Raw genomic sequence first — 18,015 nt, forward strand, 5'->3', positions numbered from 1 at the left:
GTATGCTTCCTAACGGATTGATTGATACTCTAAAGTCACAAATGAAACTGGTAAAAAAGCTCCACGAGACGGATTTGGTAGCCAAGCCAATAATCGATTCTAATATAAAGACCACATTTGCACATAAAAAGTGGAATGCCACATGAAAAAATATGTACATACTATTAGTCAATTATAGCGAAAGGTGGCTTGTGCAAGTAATAAACTACAAGTTGAAGATGACATATACTAACAATATTAAACATATAAAATACCAACAGGCTTCTTTAAAAACCTTTGCCAGTGGCAGCCCAATAAATACCACCATAAAGATGATTCAAGAAAATTGCGTCTTGGTAAGTCGCAGGTAAATGCCCTAATGCGGTATAAAATGAACGTCCACCATCAAACTCTTGATACCAAGACACCGGGTGAAAATCGCCCATACCACTGACCTTTACATTTCCCCATTGAGCCGCAGGCTCGTAAGTTGACTCATCAACGGTTAAAATATATTGCAAGTTTCTGGTGTAAGGCTCGCTAAAATGATAATACTCATCTGTCCATAAAAAGGAATTGGGTAAGAGAGAGCTTCCTGGAAAATCGGTTTTAACAACATCCACCTTACCGGTTTGAATGGCAGGATGGATAACAAACATTCTCCCCACTAGTTGTTTGTACCACAGCCATTGATATTCAGTGTCAGAAGCTGAATGTACCCCGACAAAACCTTTATCAGATTGAATAAACTGCTCCATCGCCTTTTGCTGCTCATCATTAAGTACATCACCCGTAGTATTTAAGAAAACAATTGCGTCAAAACGTTCTAAATTTTTAGGGTTAAATTGATTAGCATCTTCATGCCATTCATAATCAAAGTGATGCTTTTCAGCCAACACCTTCATGGCATTCACTCCCTCTAAAATACTTTGGTGATGCCACCCGGCTGTTTTAGTAAATAACAAGACGTTAAATTGCTTGGCTGATAATGTATGGTTATTCAAAAGCATCAAGCTAAAGCCAATAATTAACAAAAAATAACGAGATAAAACCATACTACTTCCCACCCTAAATAATTCTATTAACCTCTTGTTTTAATAGCTTAAAGCAACCCAGCCTTTAACTGTTTATCTGCATAATCAACAGCTCTAGCAGTCATCGCCATAAAAGTAATAGAAGGATTAACACAAGACGTTGATGAAAATGCAGCGCCATCGGTCACAAACAAATTGGCCACTTCATGACATTGATTCCATTTATTAAGATAAGAGGTTTTAGCCTCTACCCCCATACAACATCCGCCCATTTCATGAATTGCACCACCTGGCGGTGCATATCCTTCAAATCCTTTAATATCTTCAAGACCCGCCGCGGTTAAAATTTCAACTGCCGTAGCGGTCATATCATCTACCATGTTTATTTCATTTTGCTGGTAAGTCACGTCTGTTACCAATAAAGGCAAGCCCCACAGGTCAGTTTTAGTCGGATGCAAAGTCACGCGATTCTCATAGCGTGGCAAGACTTCACCAAAGCCCCACATACTGAAATACCAATTACCCGGCTGGCTGACTTTCGCTTTAAAGTCAGCACCGATCCCTTGACCATTCTTAGCCCATTGCCAACCACTGCGACTGGCACCGCCTTGAAAACCATAACCACGTAAAAAACCGTTTTTAGTCTGGTTATTGGTAGATTTAGTAATTGATAACGTATTTTCAAGGTTTCTAAACCGCGGTATATATACCCCTCCTGGACGGCGACCTTTATAATAATCGTCTAAATAACCAGGTATTTTGCCGCTGGCGCCACCGCCGCCACAATGATCCATAATGTAACGTCCCAGAATGTCATATCGATTACCAATACCATTGGGAAATGTAGTCGATTTAGAATTGAGTAGGATTTGAATTGAGCCTAAGGTAGAAGCACACATAAATACGACTTTCGCATTGATACTGTGCGATTTTCCTGTTTTATTATCAACATAACGAATCCCTGTTGCTCTACGGTCAACGTCATCATAGAGCACCTCTTGCACTTGAGCATTGGCGATAAGCGTTAGGTTTCCAGTCCGTTTTGCCGCAGGTAAGGCCGCCGAGTTAGAAGAGTAATAACCCCCAAAAGAACACCCTCTAGGGCACTCACTTCTGGCTTGGCACTGCCCTCTCCCTAAGTCGGTATGAATCTTACTTGCTTGGGTTAAATTAGCCATTCGTGCAGGAATAAATTTCCGTTCAGGAAAGGCTTCCTCAACCTTGGCTTTCATATCTCGTTCAACCACATTTAAAGGCTGAGGCGGTAAAAATTTACCATCTGGTAGTTGAGGCAAATTTTCATAGCTACCTGAGATACCAACAAAAGGCTCTATATAGTCATACCAAGGGGCGATATCACGGTATCGTATAGGCCAATCTACACCATAACCATCTTGCTTATTTGCTTTAAAGTCCTGTTCGCACCAACGGTAACTCTGTCTACCCCAAATTAATGATTTACCTCCGACAGTGGCACTTCGATACCAAATAAATGGTTGTTTTTGGATATAAGGATTTTCAAGATCATTAATTAAATGGTGCTTGGTAAAGTCACTATAGATGTATATATTTTTCTGTATGTGCTGCTGTAATTTAAACTCTTGCAACACTTCCCCCCGAAAAGGCATTTGCCAAGGTACTAACCCTTCCGTTTTATATTGACCATGTTCAATAGGTTCCCCCCGATCCAATACCAAAGTTTTATATCCTTTCTCACAAAACTCTTTTGCCGCAATTCCCCCAGACATTCCTGAGCCGACAACAATGACATCATAATTCATTAATTTTTCCTGATTTTGTCAGCAGTTAAAACCAAACGCCGCCAACTTGATTTAACTTAATTTCTTGATATGGCCCGGGAATGGGATCGAAGTTTAACGCCTGAGTAGCACCGATTTTTGAAGTGTAATAACCAATTACAATCAGTTGTTTAAGCTTACGATAGAATGTACTTTGCTCAGAACCTTGGTACATATCACCATCAATTGTTTCTATTAAGTTAACCTGTTGATTGGCTGACAGATCTAAGAAACTTGGATTAGCATTAAATAAATTATCAAACTGGCCAACAAATTTATTTTGTTCATCAGGGGTCATAAAATGATGAACGTAATAGTCAACATACAAGTGCGCATCGGCTTCGCTAGCGCTGGGTGTATCCGTATGAGGAATAATGATATCGCTTATTAACTTAATACATTCCAATTGCTTTTCAGTAAAACCTGCCTTCATTGTTTCACGATCAAACGCAGATGTAGCCGCAACAACCATTTTCTCGATTGAAACAACACTACAACCTAAAGCAACAGAAAGGTTGATTAAAAATTGTCGCCTATTCATACCAATACCATCCATGAAACACAGATAAGAATTCAGAAAGCGTTATCAGCTATCTAACAGCAACTCTTATAACCTAGTAAAATAATAATGTGATAATACCATAACGTTTAAATTGTTTATTGTCTACAATGTCGCAAGCGTGTTTTATTCCGCAATCAACCTAGTAATTTGACTGGCCGTTTTAAATAGTGATTCAAGCAGGTCATGCGAACGATTAACTTCATCAGTTTGCATTTCAAAAGTGGACATACTTAAAGCCGCAATGACTTTTGCATTTGGTTGGCCAATAAGTACGGAATAATCTTTTACTCCTGTCAGTAAACTGTTTGGCTGCACAATAAATCCAGATTGTCTTAAAGCTGCTAACTCTGTCGTTAAATAACTTCGTTCAGACGGGCCCCAGTGGCAAAATGTCGGATCATGCTCAATTAACATCGTCTGTACTTCTTCATTACTATTGGCTAGTAGTAATTTTCCCGCTGTTGATTGGCTAAGGCGAAACATTGCACCTTCTGCAATGCTTAAGTGAATAGCACTGGTGCTTCTAGCATAAACAATTACCATCGCTTGGCTTTGATACAGCATACTTAAATAACAAGACTGACCAGAACTTACAGCTAGATCTTCCATATAAGGTAACGCTGATTGTCGAACTCTATCCATAGGCGAAATGTTTCTAGAGAGATGATACAACTTTAGCGATAATTCATATCGACCTGTTGTGGGGTGGCGTTGAACGTAACCACGCTTTTCCAATCTAACAAGTACTCTATAAATCTCATTTGGGCCACGCCCAACACCCGCCGCTATCTCACTTTGGTTGCAAGGCATAGCATGACTAACCAAAAACTCAAGTATATCCAACCCTTTATCTAATGCCGGTACTGCATATTTTTGGCTTGTTTTATCTTTCACTTTGGCTCCTTTAATCACATATTCTAATATGAACAAAAAAATATTTTCAGCACTAAGAAATAACAATAAACAAATAAAACAGTGACTTAATAGAACCATAAATATTCATATATAAATGTCATATTTTTATATAAATTCTAGTTGAAATCTTCAACATCATCCATGATTATTGTTAACAATAATCATTAACCACAATCAGTTATGGACAATAGTATATGACAATCACCGCCGAACAAATTACGCAATTTAATCAAAATGGATATTTGATTATGAAAGGCTACTATTCGCAGGAAGAAATTTCTCGATTACAACAAGCCGCATTTAACGATGAGTCATTGTATAAGCGAGCATGGGATAAAAAAGATGCACAAGGCGCTATCAGTAAAGTGTGTTTATGGCAAAAAACCGGCGACGATTTTTACAGCATGTTTTCTCGCGGCCGACGCTTAGTGGATGTATGTCAAACGTTAATAGGTGAAGAGGTTTACCACACTAGTACAAAAATTATGATGAAGGAGCCCTTTGTGGGCGGCGCATGGGAATGGCATCAAGACTTTGGTTACTGGCACCGCGACAACTTCATGCTTTATCCCAAAGCGATCAGTTGCATGATTGCTATTAATAAGGCAACCCAAGAAAATGGTTGCTTACAGGTACTAAAAGGCTCACATCACTTAGGTCGTTTAGATCACAACAAAACCGGTGACCAAAAAGGCGCGGCAATGGAATTCGTAGAAGAAGCGATGAAATATCATCCTCTTGTCAATGTCGAACTTGAACCTGGAGATGTATTATTCTTCCACTGTAATTTATTACATAAATCCAACCAAAACCGTTCAGCACAACCTCGCTGGAGCATGATTAGCGCTTACAATGCTATCAGTAATCAATCGTTTATTGAAAACGAAGCAGTCTACTACCCATTAAACCGAGTAGAAGATGATGCCATTTTGAATTGGCAAGCCAGTTAATCCATTTGTAGCCTTTCAGATAAATTAATCCAAACCGCTTAAAACATTATTTGAGCGGTTTTAGCATAAGAAAAAACCAAGACTGCAAACCAGACGCTTACTCAACATGCCATTCCCATTAATGAACTGGCCCCTCACGGCAAAATTATTGGTCACGGAGAGTTTACATTCTAGGTGGATGCACATTGGGGCAAGCTTAACCCAGCCCAATACCCAGTCTAAAATGTCATGGATTTGCTATGGATGCCAAGGAGCGCCGCTTCATGTTGTTTCATAACAACATCAATAATATCTGGGTATATAGTCCGCAAGGTGAATTACTCAATACATAATTGAGTATTACTATCAGTTCAGGGTCCATCAATATGATGTAGGCTAACATCCAGCCCCTTGATTAAAGATCTCAAGGGTGACTGTTAGGTAAACTCGAGGGTAGCGGGTATGGAAACCTTAAGGGTGCCTGATATGAATTTCAAGCATTATTGCTTTTCTCTATATGGGCAAAAAATTCAAACGTCTTTACCACATGCTGATGCCAATACTCCCAACTATGTCCGCCATCAAATATTTCGAATGTATGGTCAATATTGGCCATAATAAGTTGCCTTACTAATCGGCTATTAGCAGTAAAAAGCGGGTCTTCTTTACCGCAATCTAACCTCAAAGGTGCTAATGTCGAGTGATTTTCATTTAATGTGGTGAATACATCTCCGCCATATATATCCGTGGTTTGTTGCAATGAATTTAATGTCTCACGGTCAACAAACTCAGTAAAATCTTCAATATTGGTAATTGATGAATGAGCCGATATACCACTAAACACTTTAGGATACTTCGCTCCTAGACGTAATGCGCCATACCCGCCCATTGATAAGCCACAAATATAAATTTTTGATTTATCAGAACACATAGGCAGAGTGTCAATAACAGCTGAAATGACATCTTCAACAATCCAAGCCTCATAATCCGCATGATTAAATGGTAAGTAACCACTGCCTTCATAGTGACCTCCGTCTGATGGCATCACCAGCACAAACTCACTCAAGCCTTTCTGCCCTAGGTTTGTATAGACCTGCTCTACTCCACCTAGCTGGCTCCACACCCAATGACTTCCATACACCCCATGTAACAGTATGATAATAGGGACATTGGTACTCTTTGTTGTTTGGCGATAAACACTAATATCACCTCGGCCATTCAGGTGGCTGCTATAAGCCGTAATCGTGACAAAATTATCACCGTAGAAATTAATGGGTGACACTTCTAAACGCTTGACAGTCATTAATCATTCCCTACATAAATAAATAATCCATTAACTAGATTGGCTAAGTTAATCATCAAACACGATAACGCCTTTGGCAATCCGTCCTGCCAACATGTCATCGAAACCTTGTTGTAATTCGGCTAATGAATAGGTTTTAGTGACCAACTCATCTAGCTTCATTTTACCTGCATCATACAATTGAATAATTTGACCAAAATCTAGCTTGGGATTGCACTGACCATACAGCGGATTAATGTAAATTTTGTCCCATTCAAACAACTCACAATCAAAATCAATTTTTTGCTCAATACCACTGACCTGTACAGCTACACCGGCACTTCTTATTAATGCTAATGGCGCTGAACCTAAAGCTGGAACAGCGGTACATTCAAAGCCATAATCTGCACCACGACCTTGTGTTAAGGCTTTAACTTGAGCAACCATTTCAGTCAAGTTAGGGTCATCTTTACTGGCCACTATAATATCAGTTGCACCAAATTGCTTGGCTTGTTGCAAGCGAGACTCTATTAAATCAATGGCGATGATTTTAGCCGCCCCCGCAATAGCAGCAGCTTGAATAACATTTAAACCCACTCCGCCACAGCCTAATACCGCAACAGTGGAACCCACTTTTACTTTTGCAGCATTAACCACTGAGCCATATCCGGTCATCACACCACAGCCAACAATACTGGCACTTGGAAACGGTATATTACTGTCAATTTTTATCACTGCGGCTGATTTGACTATGGTGTACTCACTCATGGTGCCTAAATGAAATGAGCGACTTAAACTATTACCATTATGTTGGCAACCTTGCTCATGGGCATGTCCGCATAAGCCATCACCCGTTACAGGACTATTAACCTCACAAATATGTAAGTTACCTTCTTGGCACTGAAAACATTCACCACATGGAATTGCCCAATTTAAAATTACCTTATCGCCAATAGCTAAGCCAGTTACATTGTCACCAAGCTCAACTACGGTGCCCGCACCCTCGTGGCCAATGATGAACTTTTTATTCCAAGTTTTAATAGAGTCCAAATCGGTATGGCAAATACCGGAGGCCTGTATTTTGATTTTTACTTCACCTGCCTTTGGCTTACCTAAGGTTACGGTGTCAAAAAAGAACCCCCCTTTACCGTCTGCAATTGCAGCCTTTGCCTTGTACATGTAAACTCCTAATTGTTAACAATAAGTATAAAGATATGAAAAAACCTACTATTTACTGCGAACCTTATTCCATAAAAGACGGTTACGACTTTGAAATTCATTACGTCAGTTATCTGCAACACGATAGCTACTCATGCTTTTTGCACTTTCATCAAGTGCATGAGTTCATTTTTTTTGAACAAATTGATGGCAGTTATTTCTATCATCAGGGAGAAAGCCTACTTGCTGATTTTGAAGCGGTGTTCACGCCATCCATGGAAAGCCATAACTTTGTACTAAACCCACGTCCTAAATCTTGGTATATAGTCCAATTTATGCCTGAGCTCCTCAATCACCCATCCATAAGTCAGTTTACTGAGATATTAAAAACCGGTTTGCATTTGCGTTTCTCCACAGAGGTACAACAGAAAATTCATCAATTACTAGGCTGGTTATTGACTGAGTTTAATGAAAATCCCCAAAGTCATACCTGCAAACAGTTGTTCAATAGCCTTGTGACCATAGTGTGCGAATATGGCAAAAGTAGCTTAACCAGTAAGCAAACTCCGCTAAATGTGTCGAACAGTTACCAAAAACTCGCTCCATTAATGGCTAAATTAACTCAACCCACGGGGGTAAATTTGTCATTAGAAGACGCAGCCAAACTATGTCACCTATCGCCGTCTTATTTTTCTAGAGTGTTTAAAAATCACTTTAGAGTGCCCTATTCCGACTATATGATCCGTCATAAACTGTATACTGCAGCACGTTTGTTAAGCCAAACGACCACATCAGTAACAGACATTTCTTATGAATTAGGCTTTTCAAGCTCGTCGTATTTCATCAAGCAATTCAAACATCATTTTAAAATCACCCCACATCAATACCGCAAACAATTAACCAGCTAATCGATTGCTCTATCGACTAATCAGCAGAGTAAATGTTAGTTAGAAACTGCTAAAAACAGGGTTTCTTTGGATAACGCATCCCGACTTTGCAATGCCGTCTTATCAACTAATAGATTTTGCTTTATCGCCTGCGTGCCTAACACATAAGCTTTGGCATAATTTACGGCCTCAACACACAGCAACTTATCTGCTTTAAAATACCAAACCGAAAACTGATCGACTGATTCTTGCTTCACAAGGAGCTCATCATAGCCGTCAGACAAGCCTACAATTTGCAATTTACAGTTATATTGATCTGACCAGAACCAAGGAACGGTTTGCTGAACAGGCTCATCTTGGGATAATTTCCCCGTTAAAAACTGCGCGGCAATTTTGGCCTGATCAACGGCATTTTGAACTGACTCAAGCCGAATCCATCTTTGATAAAGTGAGCTAAATTGCTGAGTGCAATCACCAATGGCAAAAATGTCTTCATTAGATGTTTGGCAAGCCTCATTCACTTTAATGCCCTGCTCAACCTCAACACCTGCATCAAGCGCTAATTGCGAATTTAGCCTAACGCCGACACCAACAATAATAAAATCGGCACAATATTCACTGCCGTCACCGCACACCACCACTTGTTTATGTTGGTACTGGTGAGAGGGCTGGTGAGGATATTGGTGACTGAGTTGCTTAACTTCAATAACGTCTTTACCTGTCAGTATTTCAGCACCTTTACTGAGATGTAATTCAGTTAAAAAGTCTGACATCACGGCTGACGTCACTCGCGATAATATCTTCGGCTGCTTTTCAATCACAGTCACTTTGGCACCCATTGCAATCAAGGATGCGGCGCTTTCAAGGCCAATATAACCACCGCCAATAATAACCACCTGCTTATCGCTGCTGTTATTTAGTGCCGCCTTAATGGCTGTCGTATCAGCAAAAGTGCGCATAGTAAAAATAGACCGATTAGTATTTGAAGTCTCAGCCACGTCCATCCCTGAAATAGGCGGAATAAAGGCCCGACAGCCGGTCGCAATGATTAATTTGTCATAATGAATATATTGACCATCATTGAGAGTCAGCTGCTTGGCTGAATGATTAACAACGGTCACCTCATAACCAAGCTTTAATTCAATATTGTTATCTTTGTAGGCTTTTTCAGCCTTCAATGGTGTCGACTTCAACTCTGCTGATTGCAATGTTTTTTTAGATAACGGTGGCCTGTGATACGGCAACTCGGGATCACGTTCTATTAAAGTTATGCAGCCAGTCCACCCTTGTTGACGTAGGTTAAATGCAAAATTAACCCCTGCATGACTGGCACCAATAATCACGACAGCGCCATTGTTAGAACGAAATTCTTCAGCTGATTGCATGTTTAACCCTTAAAGTGATCTTAGTTGGCGACAACAAAAGTCATTCCATCAATTTGTTCAGATACTTCAATTTGGCAACACAAACGACTATATTCAGTCACCTTGCCATCCAATTCCAACATATCAGCTTCCACTTCTTCTGCCGCCCCAACTCTGTCAAAGTCGGCTGGGTCTACATAAATATGGCATGTGGCACATGAACACACTCCGCCACAGTCACCATCAATACCTGCAACACCATTTGCCACCGCTAACTCCATTAAGGAGCCACTGTCGCCTTCCACTTCCACCGAGCCGTTGTTTTGAGTAACAAAGATGACTTTAGCCATTGTATAATTCCTTTATTGTTGGTTTTCGTTTTATTAAGTTATTAATTAACCTGAGCTGCGCATAACAACTTACTTTCTAGAGGCTGTTTTTACTGATAATGGCGTTACATTTGCTTGCAATAGACTAGCTATTGACGCACAAATTTGTCTTGCTCTAAGCAAAAATATCTCTAGAAATGTATTTTAAAATCAATCTAAAAATAAATAAGTGCGTTAGCTAATCTCCTATCCGTCGCACAGATTAGTTATTTCGCAGTCAGGCTGACCACTAGGTGGTTAAAGCCCACTTTGCGTGAAAACTCGCCTAACTGTTCAATGTTTTCATCAGCGCTAACAACGTTAATGTCAGCCACTGTATTTGCCAGTGTCAGCACCAGTTGCCTTAAAATTTGCCTTGCATGAGTCGCCCCTAAACAATTGTGGTGACTAAAACCGAAACTCACATGTGGATTCACTTTGCGGTCAAAGTCGACTGAGTTAGGGTTACTGAATACTGTTTCATCACGATTTGCAGAAGCCCAACACAATGAAACTCGGCTATCGGCTTTAATGGCATGCTCACAAACAGTAGTATCTTCAGTTGCTACACGACCCATTTGGGTTAACGGAGAAAAATAACGCAATAACTCTTCAACCGCTCGGTTAACAATGTCTGGTTCGCTAGCAATTCGCTGTAAGTCATTGATGTTTTCACTAAAGTAAGCAATGGTGTTAGTAATGGCATTAATCACCGTATCTCGACCACCAGCAAAGGTTAAAATCATCACACCTTTCACTTGTTCCTTAGTCAGTTTTTTACCGTCAACTTCCGCATTAAGCAGTACCGAATAAAGGTCTTCTGTGGCGGAATCATCGGGTCTTGGCTTAGCCATTGTTTTATCAATTTCAGCATCTATGTAGTCATATAAAACATTGGCTTTATCTGCATCTAAGTTACTGGATTCACTTCTAAATACATGTGTTCCCCAATCAATCCAAGTTTGCGCTTTATTCATTGAAGTATTTAGCAATAAAGTCAGTGCTTTAGATTGAAGCGGTAAGGCGAATTCAGCCACAATATCAACTGAAGCTTTTTCTAAAGCATGTGCAATAGTTTGATCTATTATTTGCTGTAATTTGGCTTGATAAACGGCAGCTAATGGACGTTTAAACCAAGGGTTAAGTAATTCACGAAAACCACTGTGCTCAGGAGGGTCAAGCTCAAATGGAATTTGACGAGTTTGTCTAATGGCAACTTCTGAAGGAATAACAATACGCCCGGGGGTTGCGCCAGACTGAAAAATAGTACTATCATGCGCCGCTTTTCGTAGTGCTTTTAAGCCTAAAATCATCTTTACCGGGTCATTTTGATCGTCCATCTGCCCCAAACCCGATGTTGATCGCTTGTCGGAAAACGCATCGTTAAACTGGCTAATACCTTTGATTTTGGCTGTCATTGCACACCTTTTTATGGCTAGATATAAAAATGTTAATACGAAGTAACATCCTAGCGTGGCAATGAGTAGTAAAATACACATATTAGGTGCAGAAATATCACTTTAATGCCATTTGGATACTTTAAGTGGCATTTGTCAGCCACAAAAAAAGGGCTAATGCTACCAAGCCATTAGCCCTATCACTTCAATCAGTAAAGGTTATTTAGTGTCTAGCCTCTGCTGATACATGGTTGAAGTCACCTCTTTAACCGCCTCAATTAATTGCGGATAAGGCGTATCTGTCACCGTCACAAACCCAATATTGGCATTCTCGCCGTCAAAGGCTCGCCCAGTTAGCGGTTCATCAACATATTGAAACCAATGTGCGCCAACCATATATGGTTTTTCTAACACGCTTTGCATGTAGTTTTTATACTTATTGGCTCTATCCTGTTGACCACTAGCATGCACAATACCTGGGTTAAACAGGCCTGAACCTTCAGTGCTGCCAATATGGAATTCACCAATAACCACCGGCAAATCAACCTGCTCTAAAAACTGCCAAAAGTGAGGTTGCATTCCTTCTTCATAAATATTGAAACTCAGTACATCAGAATATTTCAGTGAGGCCTTAATAATTTCATCTGGCATGCCCCAATTCGCCATTCTGGCCCCCATGTATAAATGATTAGGCATTTTCTCCGCTAGGGTGTTATGCACCACCTTAAAGTATTGCTCACCTAATAACTCCAGTAAACGCGATAAATCAGCTACTTGTGGTTCACTGTATTGGTTAAAGGTAACGCCTTGGTTGAGTGTGTCCCAATCGTTAAAGTTAGTTTGCCATGCGGTATTTAACTGCTCAACTTGGGCATACTTTTGCTGTAAAAATTCACTAAAGGCTTTTTTAGCAGGGCTTTCAGTTATGTTTTTAGACAAGGCATCTAAAATGACTCCATAGCGCGATTCAATTGAGCCTTCTCGCTCACCCCAGCTTTTTTCATTATCAATGAAAATGCCAGCACACCAAGGCGAGTCTTTTACAGAGTCTGAAATCTCATCAATGGTTATCTTAGCTCGACGGGCAAACTCCGGGTCAAAGGGATCTGGCATTAAGCCCCAATGATTTACTGAGCCAGATAGGGTTTTAAAATCACCAATAATCCAACCATTGGCAAAATATGGCGCTTGTTTAGCGCTATAGAAAGCTGGGTCTACCCAGTTACCAAATGAAGTAAAGCCCCAGTCTTTCATTCGAGATAATGTTACTTCATGCCATTTGGTTAAGTATGCACCATCAGGTTGATTACCGTATTTACGCTGTAAATTCGCCTGATAAAAACTAAAGGTTTCTCCATAAGGCATTGCGCCTTTGTGGGTTGAACGGCGGTAGCTGTAATGCTTAGCGAGGGGATCTGAATATTCCGGCAACCACTCAAACATATTGTGCCGTAAAGATGACGCCACATATCGACTGTCTTTTATGGCTTGTGGGATTTGCACCGTTCCCATTGAGTCTTCAGGGGTGGTTTCATTCGGGTCACGATAACGCACAGCATCATCTTTATAATCAATTCCCGTTAATGTCGACATATTGGCCATTCTCACATTAGCAGGGCCATGTGAAAAAAACACATGACCTTGTGGGTCAACCATCCACCACTTACCATCAACTTTTTCAGTTCTAAAAAAACCTGTGGCTTTTAACTTAGGCCCTTTAGTGTATCCACCATATATCGAGCGATTAGGCATACCTGATGATGCGTTAAGTTGAGCCAACTCCTCGGCGGTTTGCAGTGCTAATTGCTCATCGGAGGTAATTTTTAGCGGGTAATCAATAAGGGCATTTTGACCATATTGATCCACAATCTTATTAAGCCATTGCGGATCGGGCTCTGGATTCGCCCTTATGCGAATATCTTTAATTTCAATTGAGCGGTTTTCTAACAGGCCAATAGTAAAAAAATTCAATGCAGCAATTTGAGTTAAATCTACGTTATCGGCACGCCATGAACGCCAAACCATTAATGAATCGTCGGTTTTCCAAGGCATAGCATCGCCCCAAAAACCAGCTTCAGTAACAGCTTCTCTACCATCTAGCGGGAAAAATACCGTGCCTTTATAATGAGGTGCAATACTGATTGAGCGGCTTTGGTACTCACCTTGCTGATTTTCAACGGATAAATAAAAATGCACTGATTTATCTTGAGGGTTAGCCACATCAAATGCCAAGTTATATCGACTTAGTGACGATAAGTCCCATGGCTGTTCAGGTTTGATGCTGACGGTTGAAATATTATGTTGAGCTAAAAAACCAATTTGTAGTTGGTTTTTTAGCAACTGAAATTTTGCAGAACGGCTTTGTAGCCAAGTTTGCTGATCAGCAGAAGCGAAATCGACTAAAGTCATTAAACTTGTGGTCTGTTCGCGCACTAAACTAGTGGATTCGATTGATGGTGCAGAATTATCGGTTGAGTTTTTTTGTGATTCAGGTGAAGCGACAGGCTGACAACCCGCCAGTGTTAATACACTTAGCAATAAGGCATTAGGATAAACGCAAGTCAGTTTCATATTACACTCCTTGTCATGGATTAATGACACAGTAAATATGGGCAATTGATGTTAATTTAATTAAAAAAGGGCCACTGTTGTGACCCTATTAAAGACGATTAGATTAGAAGTTCATTCGCGCATTTAAACGGAATGTTCGACCCGTTTGATATTGATAGACCGTACGAGAATCGGTAGCATTACCATCTATTGGGCTGCCTTCATCCAGTACTTCTCCATTCACATTTAAGAAACGGCTAGTATAATATTGACGAATACCTTCATCCGTTAAGTTAACTGCCTGGAATGAGAAAGTAACATAATCATTCAGTTTATAACTTGCTGAGAAATCAAGTGTTTGCCGACCTTCTTCCCACAAAGAACCCGACTCCCAAGAACGTTTAGCTAGCTGATCTGTATTACCTCGGTAGGATAAACGCAACTGATGACCATTTTTCTCCCAAAATGCAGTTAAGTTATAACTATGCTCAGGTGTATAGGCAACTTGTAACTCAGGTAGTTGAACAGTGTCATCTATTGACGATACTTCTTGGTCATATTTACTGTCTTGATAGGTATAATTAGTTTGAATACCTAAACCTGAAAGCCAACCGGGTAGCATGTCAAAAGTTTGAATATACTGCAGTTCAACCCCTTTAATGTTCGCACCTTTACCATTTTTGATACGAGTTGTTTTGAACTGAGCACACATTTGCTCCAAGTCACCTGAATACATCCAATCTTCATGGAATTCATCATTACCCTGGAAGCGTTTAGGCATACATTGTTCAAGACTGTCTTGGCCTGCTACCAATACTAAATCATCAGGATTATAACCTTCGCCTTCTGTTAAGCCGACATCTCGTAGGTCATCCATATAAGTCACAACAGTTTCAGATTCTTCGAAATTAGTCATGTCTTTATAGAATAGGCCTGCAGACAACATACCTGCTTCGTTAAAGTACCATTCGTACGATAAATCTAAGTTAATTGATTCTAATGGGTCTAATTTAGGTGTTGTGAGGGTAATGGTGTTATTACGATTGTAACCGCCCCACTGGGTTTCACGCACTTTAAAACCAGGACGTAATGAATCAATTTGTGGGCGTGCCATCGTCTTAGATGCTGCAAAACGTAGTACCGAATCGTCAGTAAGCAGATAATTCAAGTTTAGACTGGGTAAGAAAACGTCATAATCATGAGTACCAGTTACAGCAAAGCTACGCTTACTTCTATCTTCAGTTGCAACAAGCTGACCATTTTCGTCAAGTTGTCTATCACCATAACCATAGAATTTTTCAGTAGATATATCACTGTGACGCCATAACCACCAACCACTTTCGTTTGGATTACCACGTACAGCATTAGCATCAAAACAAGCACCTTCATCTGGTCGAGCAATATCATCAGTTAAATCGTTAGTACCATTAGTATCGTAACCATTGCCATCAACACGAGCCCAACGAGTTTCTGCGTTCCAATCAGTACCGTAAAATGGAATACCACTACATTCAGGCAGACTTGAATCACGTAATTCAGCCAATTTGAAAGGGTCCATTAACCGGCCAACGTTACCAGGATCATAAGCAAATTGAACACCTGAGTAACCTGATGTTTCTACTTCTGTTTTAACATAACGAACACCAAGATCACCGGTTAACCGGCCGTCGACTAAATCAAAATTTGCTTTTAGATATGTAGCAAAGTTATCAAGTTCAGCTGAACGAGTATTTGAATTATCAGGCTCGAAACCAACAGAAGGAGAACCTAAAGCAACATCAAATGCTTTAAATGCTGAAAAGGTTGTCCAACCATCCGTAATCGCATCGCGCCCATAGCCATTACTGTCCATGAAGTCATCTACAGGAAAGCTTTCTCCAGTAGCAAAAAGATCACCACTTAACGAATTCAAACCATCATTTAAAACCGTAGGAGCTCCTGTATAAGGGTTATTAATAACTACACCTTCGCCGACACTATTAAATGCATTTTGCTGGTTATCTACGTATTTTTCACGGTTAGAGTACTTAGCACCAAACTCAATACTTGATAATGGTCCAGCGTCGACTATCCAGTCAAAATCGACGAAAGCTGATTTTTGTTCATCTTCAACGGCAACAACTGAGCGATTTAAAAAAGTTAAATGCTGGGCATTGAGCTCATCAACGTTAAAGCCTGTTGTGCCGTAGTTATCCCAAACATTTAATGGATCGCCAAATTCGTTATTCTCGCCATAATCAATCAGACCAGCCCCCCCCACTAAAGTACATGGGCCATTAGTACAGTCATAACCGACTGGCTCAATATCAGTTTCTGGAACATTTTTTAATAACCAGCGGTTAATATTGCTAAAGTTTTGCATCGCAATATAAACTTGGTTTTCAGGAATACGTTCAGACTTTGAGTAACCTAGACCGGCATTTAAAATAAGATTGTCAGTAATATCATGTCTAACATCGAATGAGATAACGGTGTTTTCTTCATCATATTTGTTTTCAGACTGGCTTAAACCACCATCACCAAATCGGTTTAAGTATTTAGTAAATGTATTGGTTTTTAAATCAATGGTATGCCAATCTTGCTGTGGATCCGTCCACTGTGATGGGCCGCCACCTAAACCAGGGTCAATCCCTTCAATCATATTACCTTGTTGACCACTACGAACTTGAACGCCATGCATTGAACTTTCAAAAGACTGTTTGGTGTAATTGGTATTGAGATTAAACTCTGTTGAATCAGTTGGTGTCCACTGTAATCCCAAATTAAAGTTCATACGGTCTACATCATTATTATACAACTCATACCGTGAATTCTTATTCGTGATGCCCCACACATCTTCAACAAGATTCCCTTCTGTATCAGAAGCTAAATGAGAAAATTCAGATACCCAATTATCAGCACTATATTGATCTTTACGGTAAGAGTTAGTTTCTTTTACAGCGGTAAAAATCACCCCAAAAGTATCATCAAACATTTTTTCGGATATCGTACCTGAAACCTTATAGTTTTCGTCATCTAATAAATCGTTATAGCGGCCTTCAACCGTTACCGTTCTAATTTGATAATTTAAATCTAATGGTTTGTTAGTTATCAGGTTAATGTTTGCACCTAATGCACCTTCTTCATGATCAGCACTGGGTGTTTTAACCACTTCAATTTTAGATAAAATATCAGATGAGTACTGCGATAAATTAACACTTTGACTGAAATCAGTCGAACCGAGTTGGACGCCATTCATACTGACATTATTTTGTTGTGAATTAGCACCACGTACCGTAATACGAGAACCTTCTCCATCAACTGACTGAACAGTAACACCAGTAACTCGTGATAAAGCATCTGCAATGTTTTGATCGGTTGATTTACCAATATCTTCAGAGTTAATAGAATCCGTTAAGTTTTCTGAAAAACGTTTGTCATTAATCGATTTTTTTAAACTGCTTTTTAGACCTTTAACCTGAATCACTTCAATTTCATCAGTATTTGGTTTTTGATCATTTTCTTCTGCGATAACTTGCATAGACATTGCTGTTAGCAAGGCAAGATACACAGTACTGTATTTATATTTGGTCGATTTAATTGGCATGTTACTCCCCCAAGAGCGTTTATGTTTCTGCCGAAGCAAGCTGTACAAGTTAAATTTATGTTACAGCCCAGTTTCAAACACTACTAACTCACCGAACTAATGTCAACATGATTTTGTTAACAATATTCAATTTATTTTTTATTATTTTTTAAAATTTCCGCTTAAGCCAACCACTTTTAAATTAAATTAAAATTGGGTTTACCCA

General features: G+C 39.8%; 13 protein-coding genes. 2 read left to right on the forward strand and 11 right to left on the reverse strand.

The features are described 5' to 3' along the window. Positions 1 to 266: 266 nt before the first annotated feature. The 4 genes from Q4557_RS16950 to Q4557_RS16965 all read right to left on the reverse strand — a co-directional run bounded on the left by Q4557_RS16950 (position 267) and on the right by Q4557_RS16965 (position 4,268). Positions 267 to 1,034 (reverse strand): ThuA domain-containing protein, encoded by a 768-nt coding sequence (locus Q4557_RS16950; RefSeq protein ID WP_303414152.1) that lies wholly within the window; start codon positions 1,032 to 1,034, stop codon positions 267 to 269. A gap of 47 nt (positions 1,035 to 1,081) precedes the next feature. Continuing rightward, entirely contained in the window at positions 1,082 to 2,794 is a 1,713-nt protein-coding gene (locus tag Q4557_RS16955; RefSeq protein ID WP_303414154.1) for a GMC oxidoreductase, read from the reverse strand. A gap of 25 nt (positions 2,795 to 2,819) precedes the next feature. After that, a complete protein-coding gene (locus tag Q4557_RS16960) occupies positions 2,820 to 3,353 on the reverse strand; it encodes a gluconate 2-dehydrogenase subunit 3 family protein (protein WP_303414157.1) in 534 nt (177 codons plus the stop codon). Between the two features lie 144 nt (positions 3,354 to 3,497). Then, on the reverse strand, positions 3,498 to 4,268 hold the full coding sequence (locus Q4557_RS16965) for an IclR family transcriptional regulator (RefSeq protein ID WP_303414159.1): 771 nt from the start codon (positions 4,266 to 4,268) through the stop codon (positions 3,498 to 3,500). Positions 4,269 to 4,483: 215 nt separating this feature from the next. Here Q4557_RS16965 and Q4557_RS16970 point away from each other — a divergent pair, with 215 nt between their 5' ends. Beyond that, positions 4,484 to 5,239, forward strand: a complete 756-nt coding sequence (locus tag Q4557_RS16970; RefSeq protein ID WP_102519611.1) for a phytanoyl-CoA dioxygenase family protein — start codon at positions 4,484 to 4,486, stop codon at positions 5,237 to 5,239. 472 nt (positions 5,240 to 5,711) lie between these two features. On the opposite strand, the gene Q4557_RS16975 is transcribed toward Q4557_RS16970, so the two are convergent. Both Q4557_RS16975 and Q4557_RS16980 read right to left on the reverse strand, forming a co-directional pair. Then, positions 5,712 to 6,521 carry an alpha/beta hydrolase family protein gene (locus tag Q4557_RS16975; RefSeq protein WP_303414163.1) on the reverse strand — a complete coding sequence of 270 codons (810 nt, stop codon included), beginning with the start codon at positions 6,519 to 6,521 and terminating at the stop codon, positions 5,712 to 5,714. 48 nt (positions 6,522 to 6,569) lie between these two features. Continuing rightward, entirely contained in the window at positions 6,570 to 7,679 is a 1,110-nt protein-coding gene (locus Q4557_RS16980) for an alcohol dehydrogenase catalytic domain-containing protein (RefSeq protein WP_303414164.1), read from the reverse strand. A 35-nt stretch (positions 7,680 to 7,714) separates the two neighbouring features. On the opposite strand from Q4557_RS16980, the gene Q4557_RS16985 reads away from it, so the two are divergent. Beyond that, a complete protein-coding gene (locus Q4557_RS16985) occupies positions 7,715 to 8,566 on the forward strand; it encodes an AraC family transcriptional regulator (protein WP_303414166.1) in 852 nt (283 codons plus the stop codon). A 35-nt stretch (positions 8,567 to 8,601) separates the two neighbouring features. On the opposite strand, the gene Q4557_RS16990 is transcribed toward Q4557_RS16985, so the two are convergent. The 5 genes from Q4557_RS16990 to Q4557_RS17010 all read right to left on the reverse strand — a co-directional run bounded on the left by Q4557_RS16990 (position 8,602) and on the right by Q4557_RS17010 (position 17,810). After that, positions 8,602 to 9,930 (reverse strand): NAD(P)/FAD-dependent oxidoreductase, encoded by a 1,329-nt coding sequence (locus Q4557_RS16990; protein ID WP_303414168.1) that lies wholly within the window; start codon positions 9,928 to 9,930, stop codon positions 8,602 to 8,604. Between the two features lie 20 nt (positions 9,931 to 9,950). Continuing rightward, the gene (locus Q4557_RS16995) at positions 9,951 to 10,259 is read right to left on the reverse strand and encodes a 2Fe-2S iron-sulfur cluster-binding protein (protein ID WP_102519607.1); all 309 of its coding nucleotides are present in this window, start codon (positions 10,257 to 10,259) and stop codon (positions 9,951 to 9,953) included. A gap of 245 nt (positions 10,260 to 10,504) precedes the next feature. Next, positions 10,505 to 11,695 (reverse strand): cytochrome P450, encoded by a 1,191-nt coding sequence (locus tag Q4557_RS17000; protein ID WP_303414170.1) that lies wholly within the window; start codon positions 11,693 to 11,695, stop codon positions 10,505 to 10,507. Between the two features lie 198 nt (positions 11,696 to 11,893). Continuing rightward, positions 11,894 to 14,245: a beta-galactosidase gene (locus Q4557_RS17005; protein ID WP_303414172.1), complete on the reverse strand. Its 2,352-nt coding sequence runs from the start codon at positions 14,243 to 14,245 to the stop codon at positions 11,894 to 11,896. A gap of 103 nt (positions 14,246 to 14,348) precedes the next feature. After that, entirely contained in the window at positions 14,349 to 17,810 is a 3,462-nt protein-coding gene (locus Q4557_RS17010) for a TonB-dependent receptor (RefSeq protein WP_303414174.1), read from the reverse strand. Between the last annotated feature and the right edge of the window lie 205 nt (positions 17,811 to 18,015).

It is taken from the genome of Shewanella sp. 5_MG-2023, assembly GCF_030547465.1.
Lineage (GTDB): Bacteria > Pseudomonadota > Gammaproteobacteria > Enterobacterales > Shewanellaceae > Shewanella.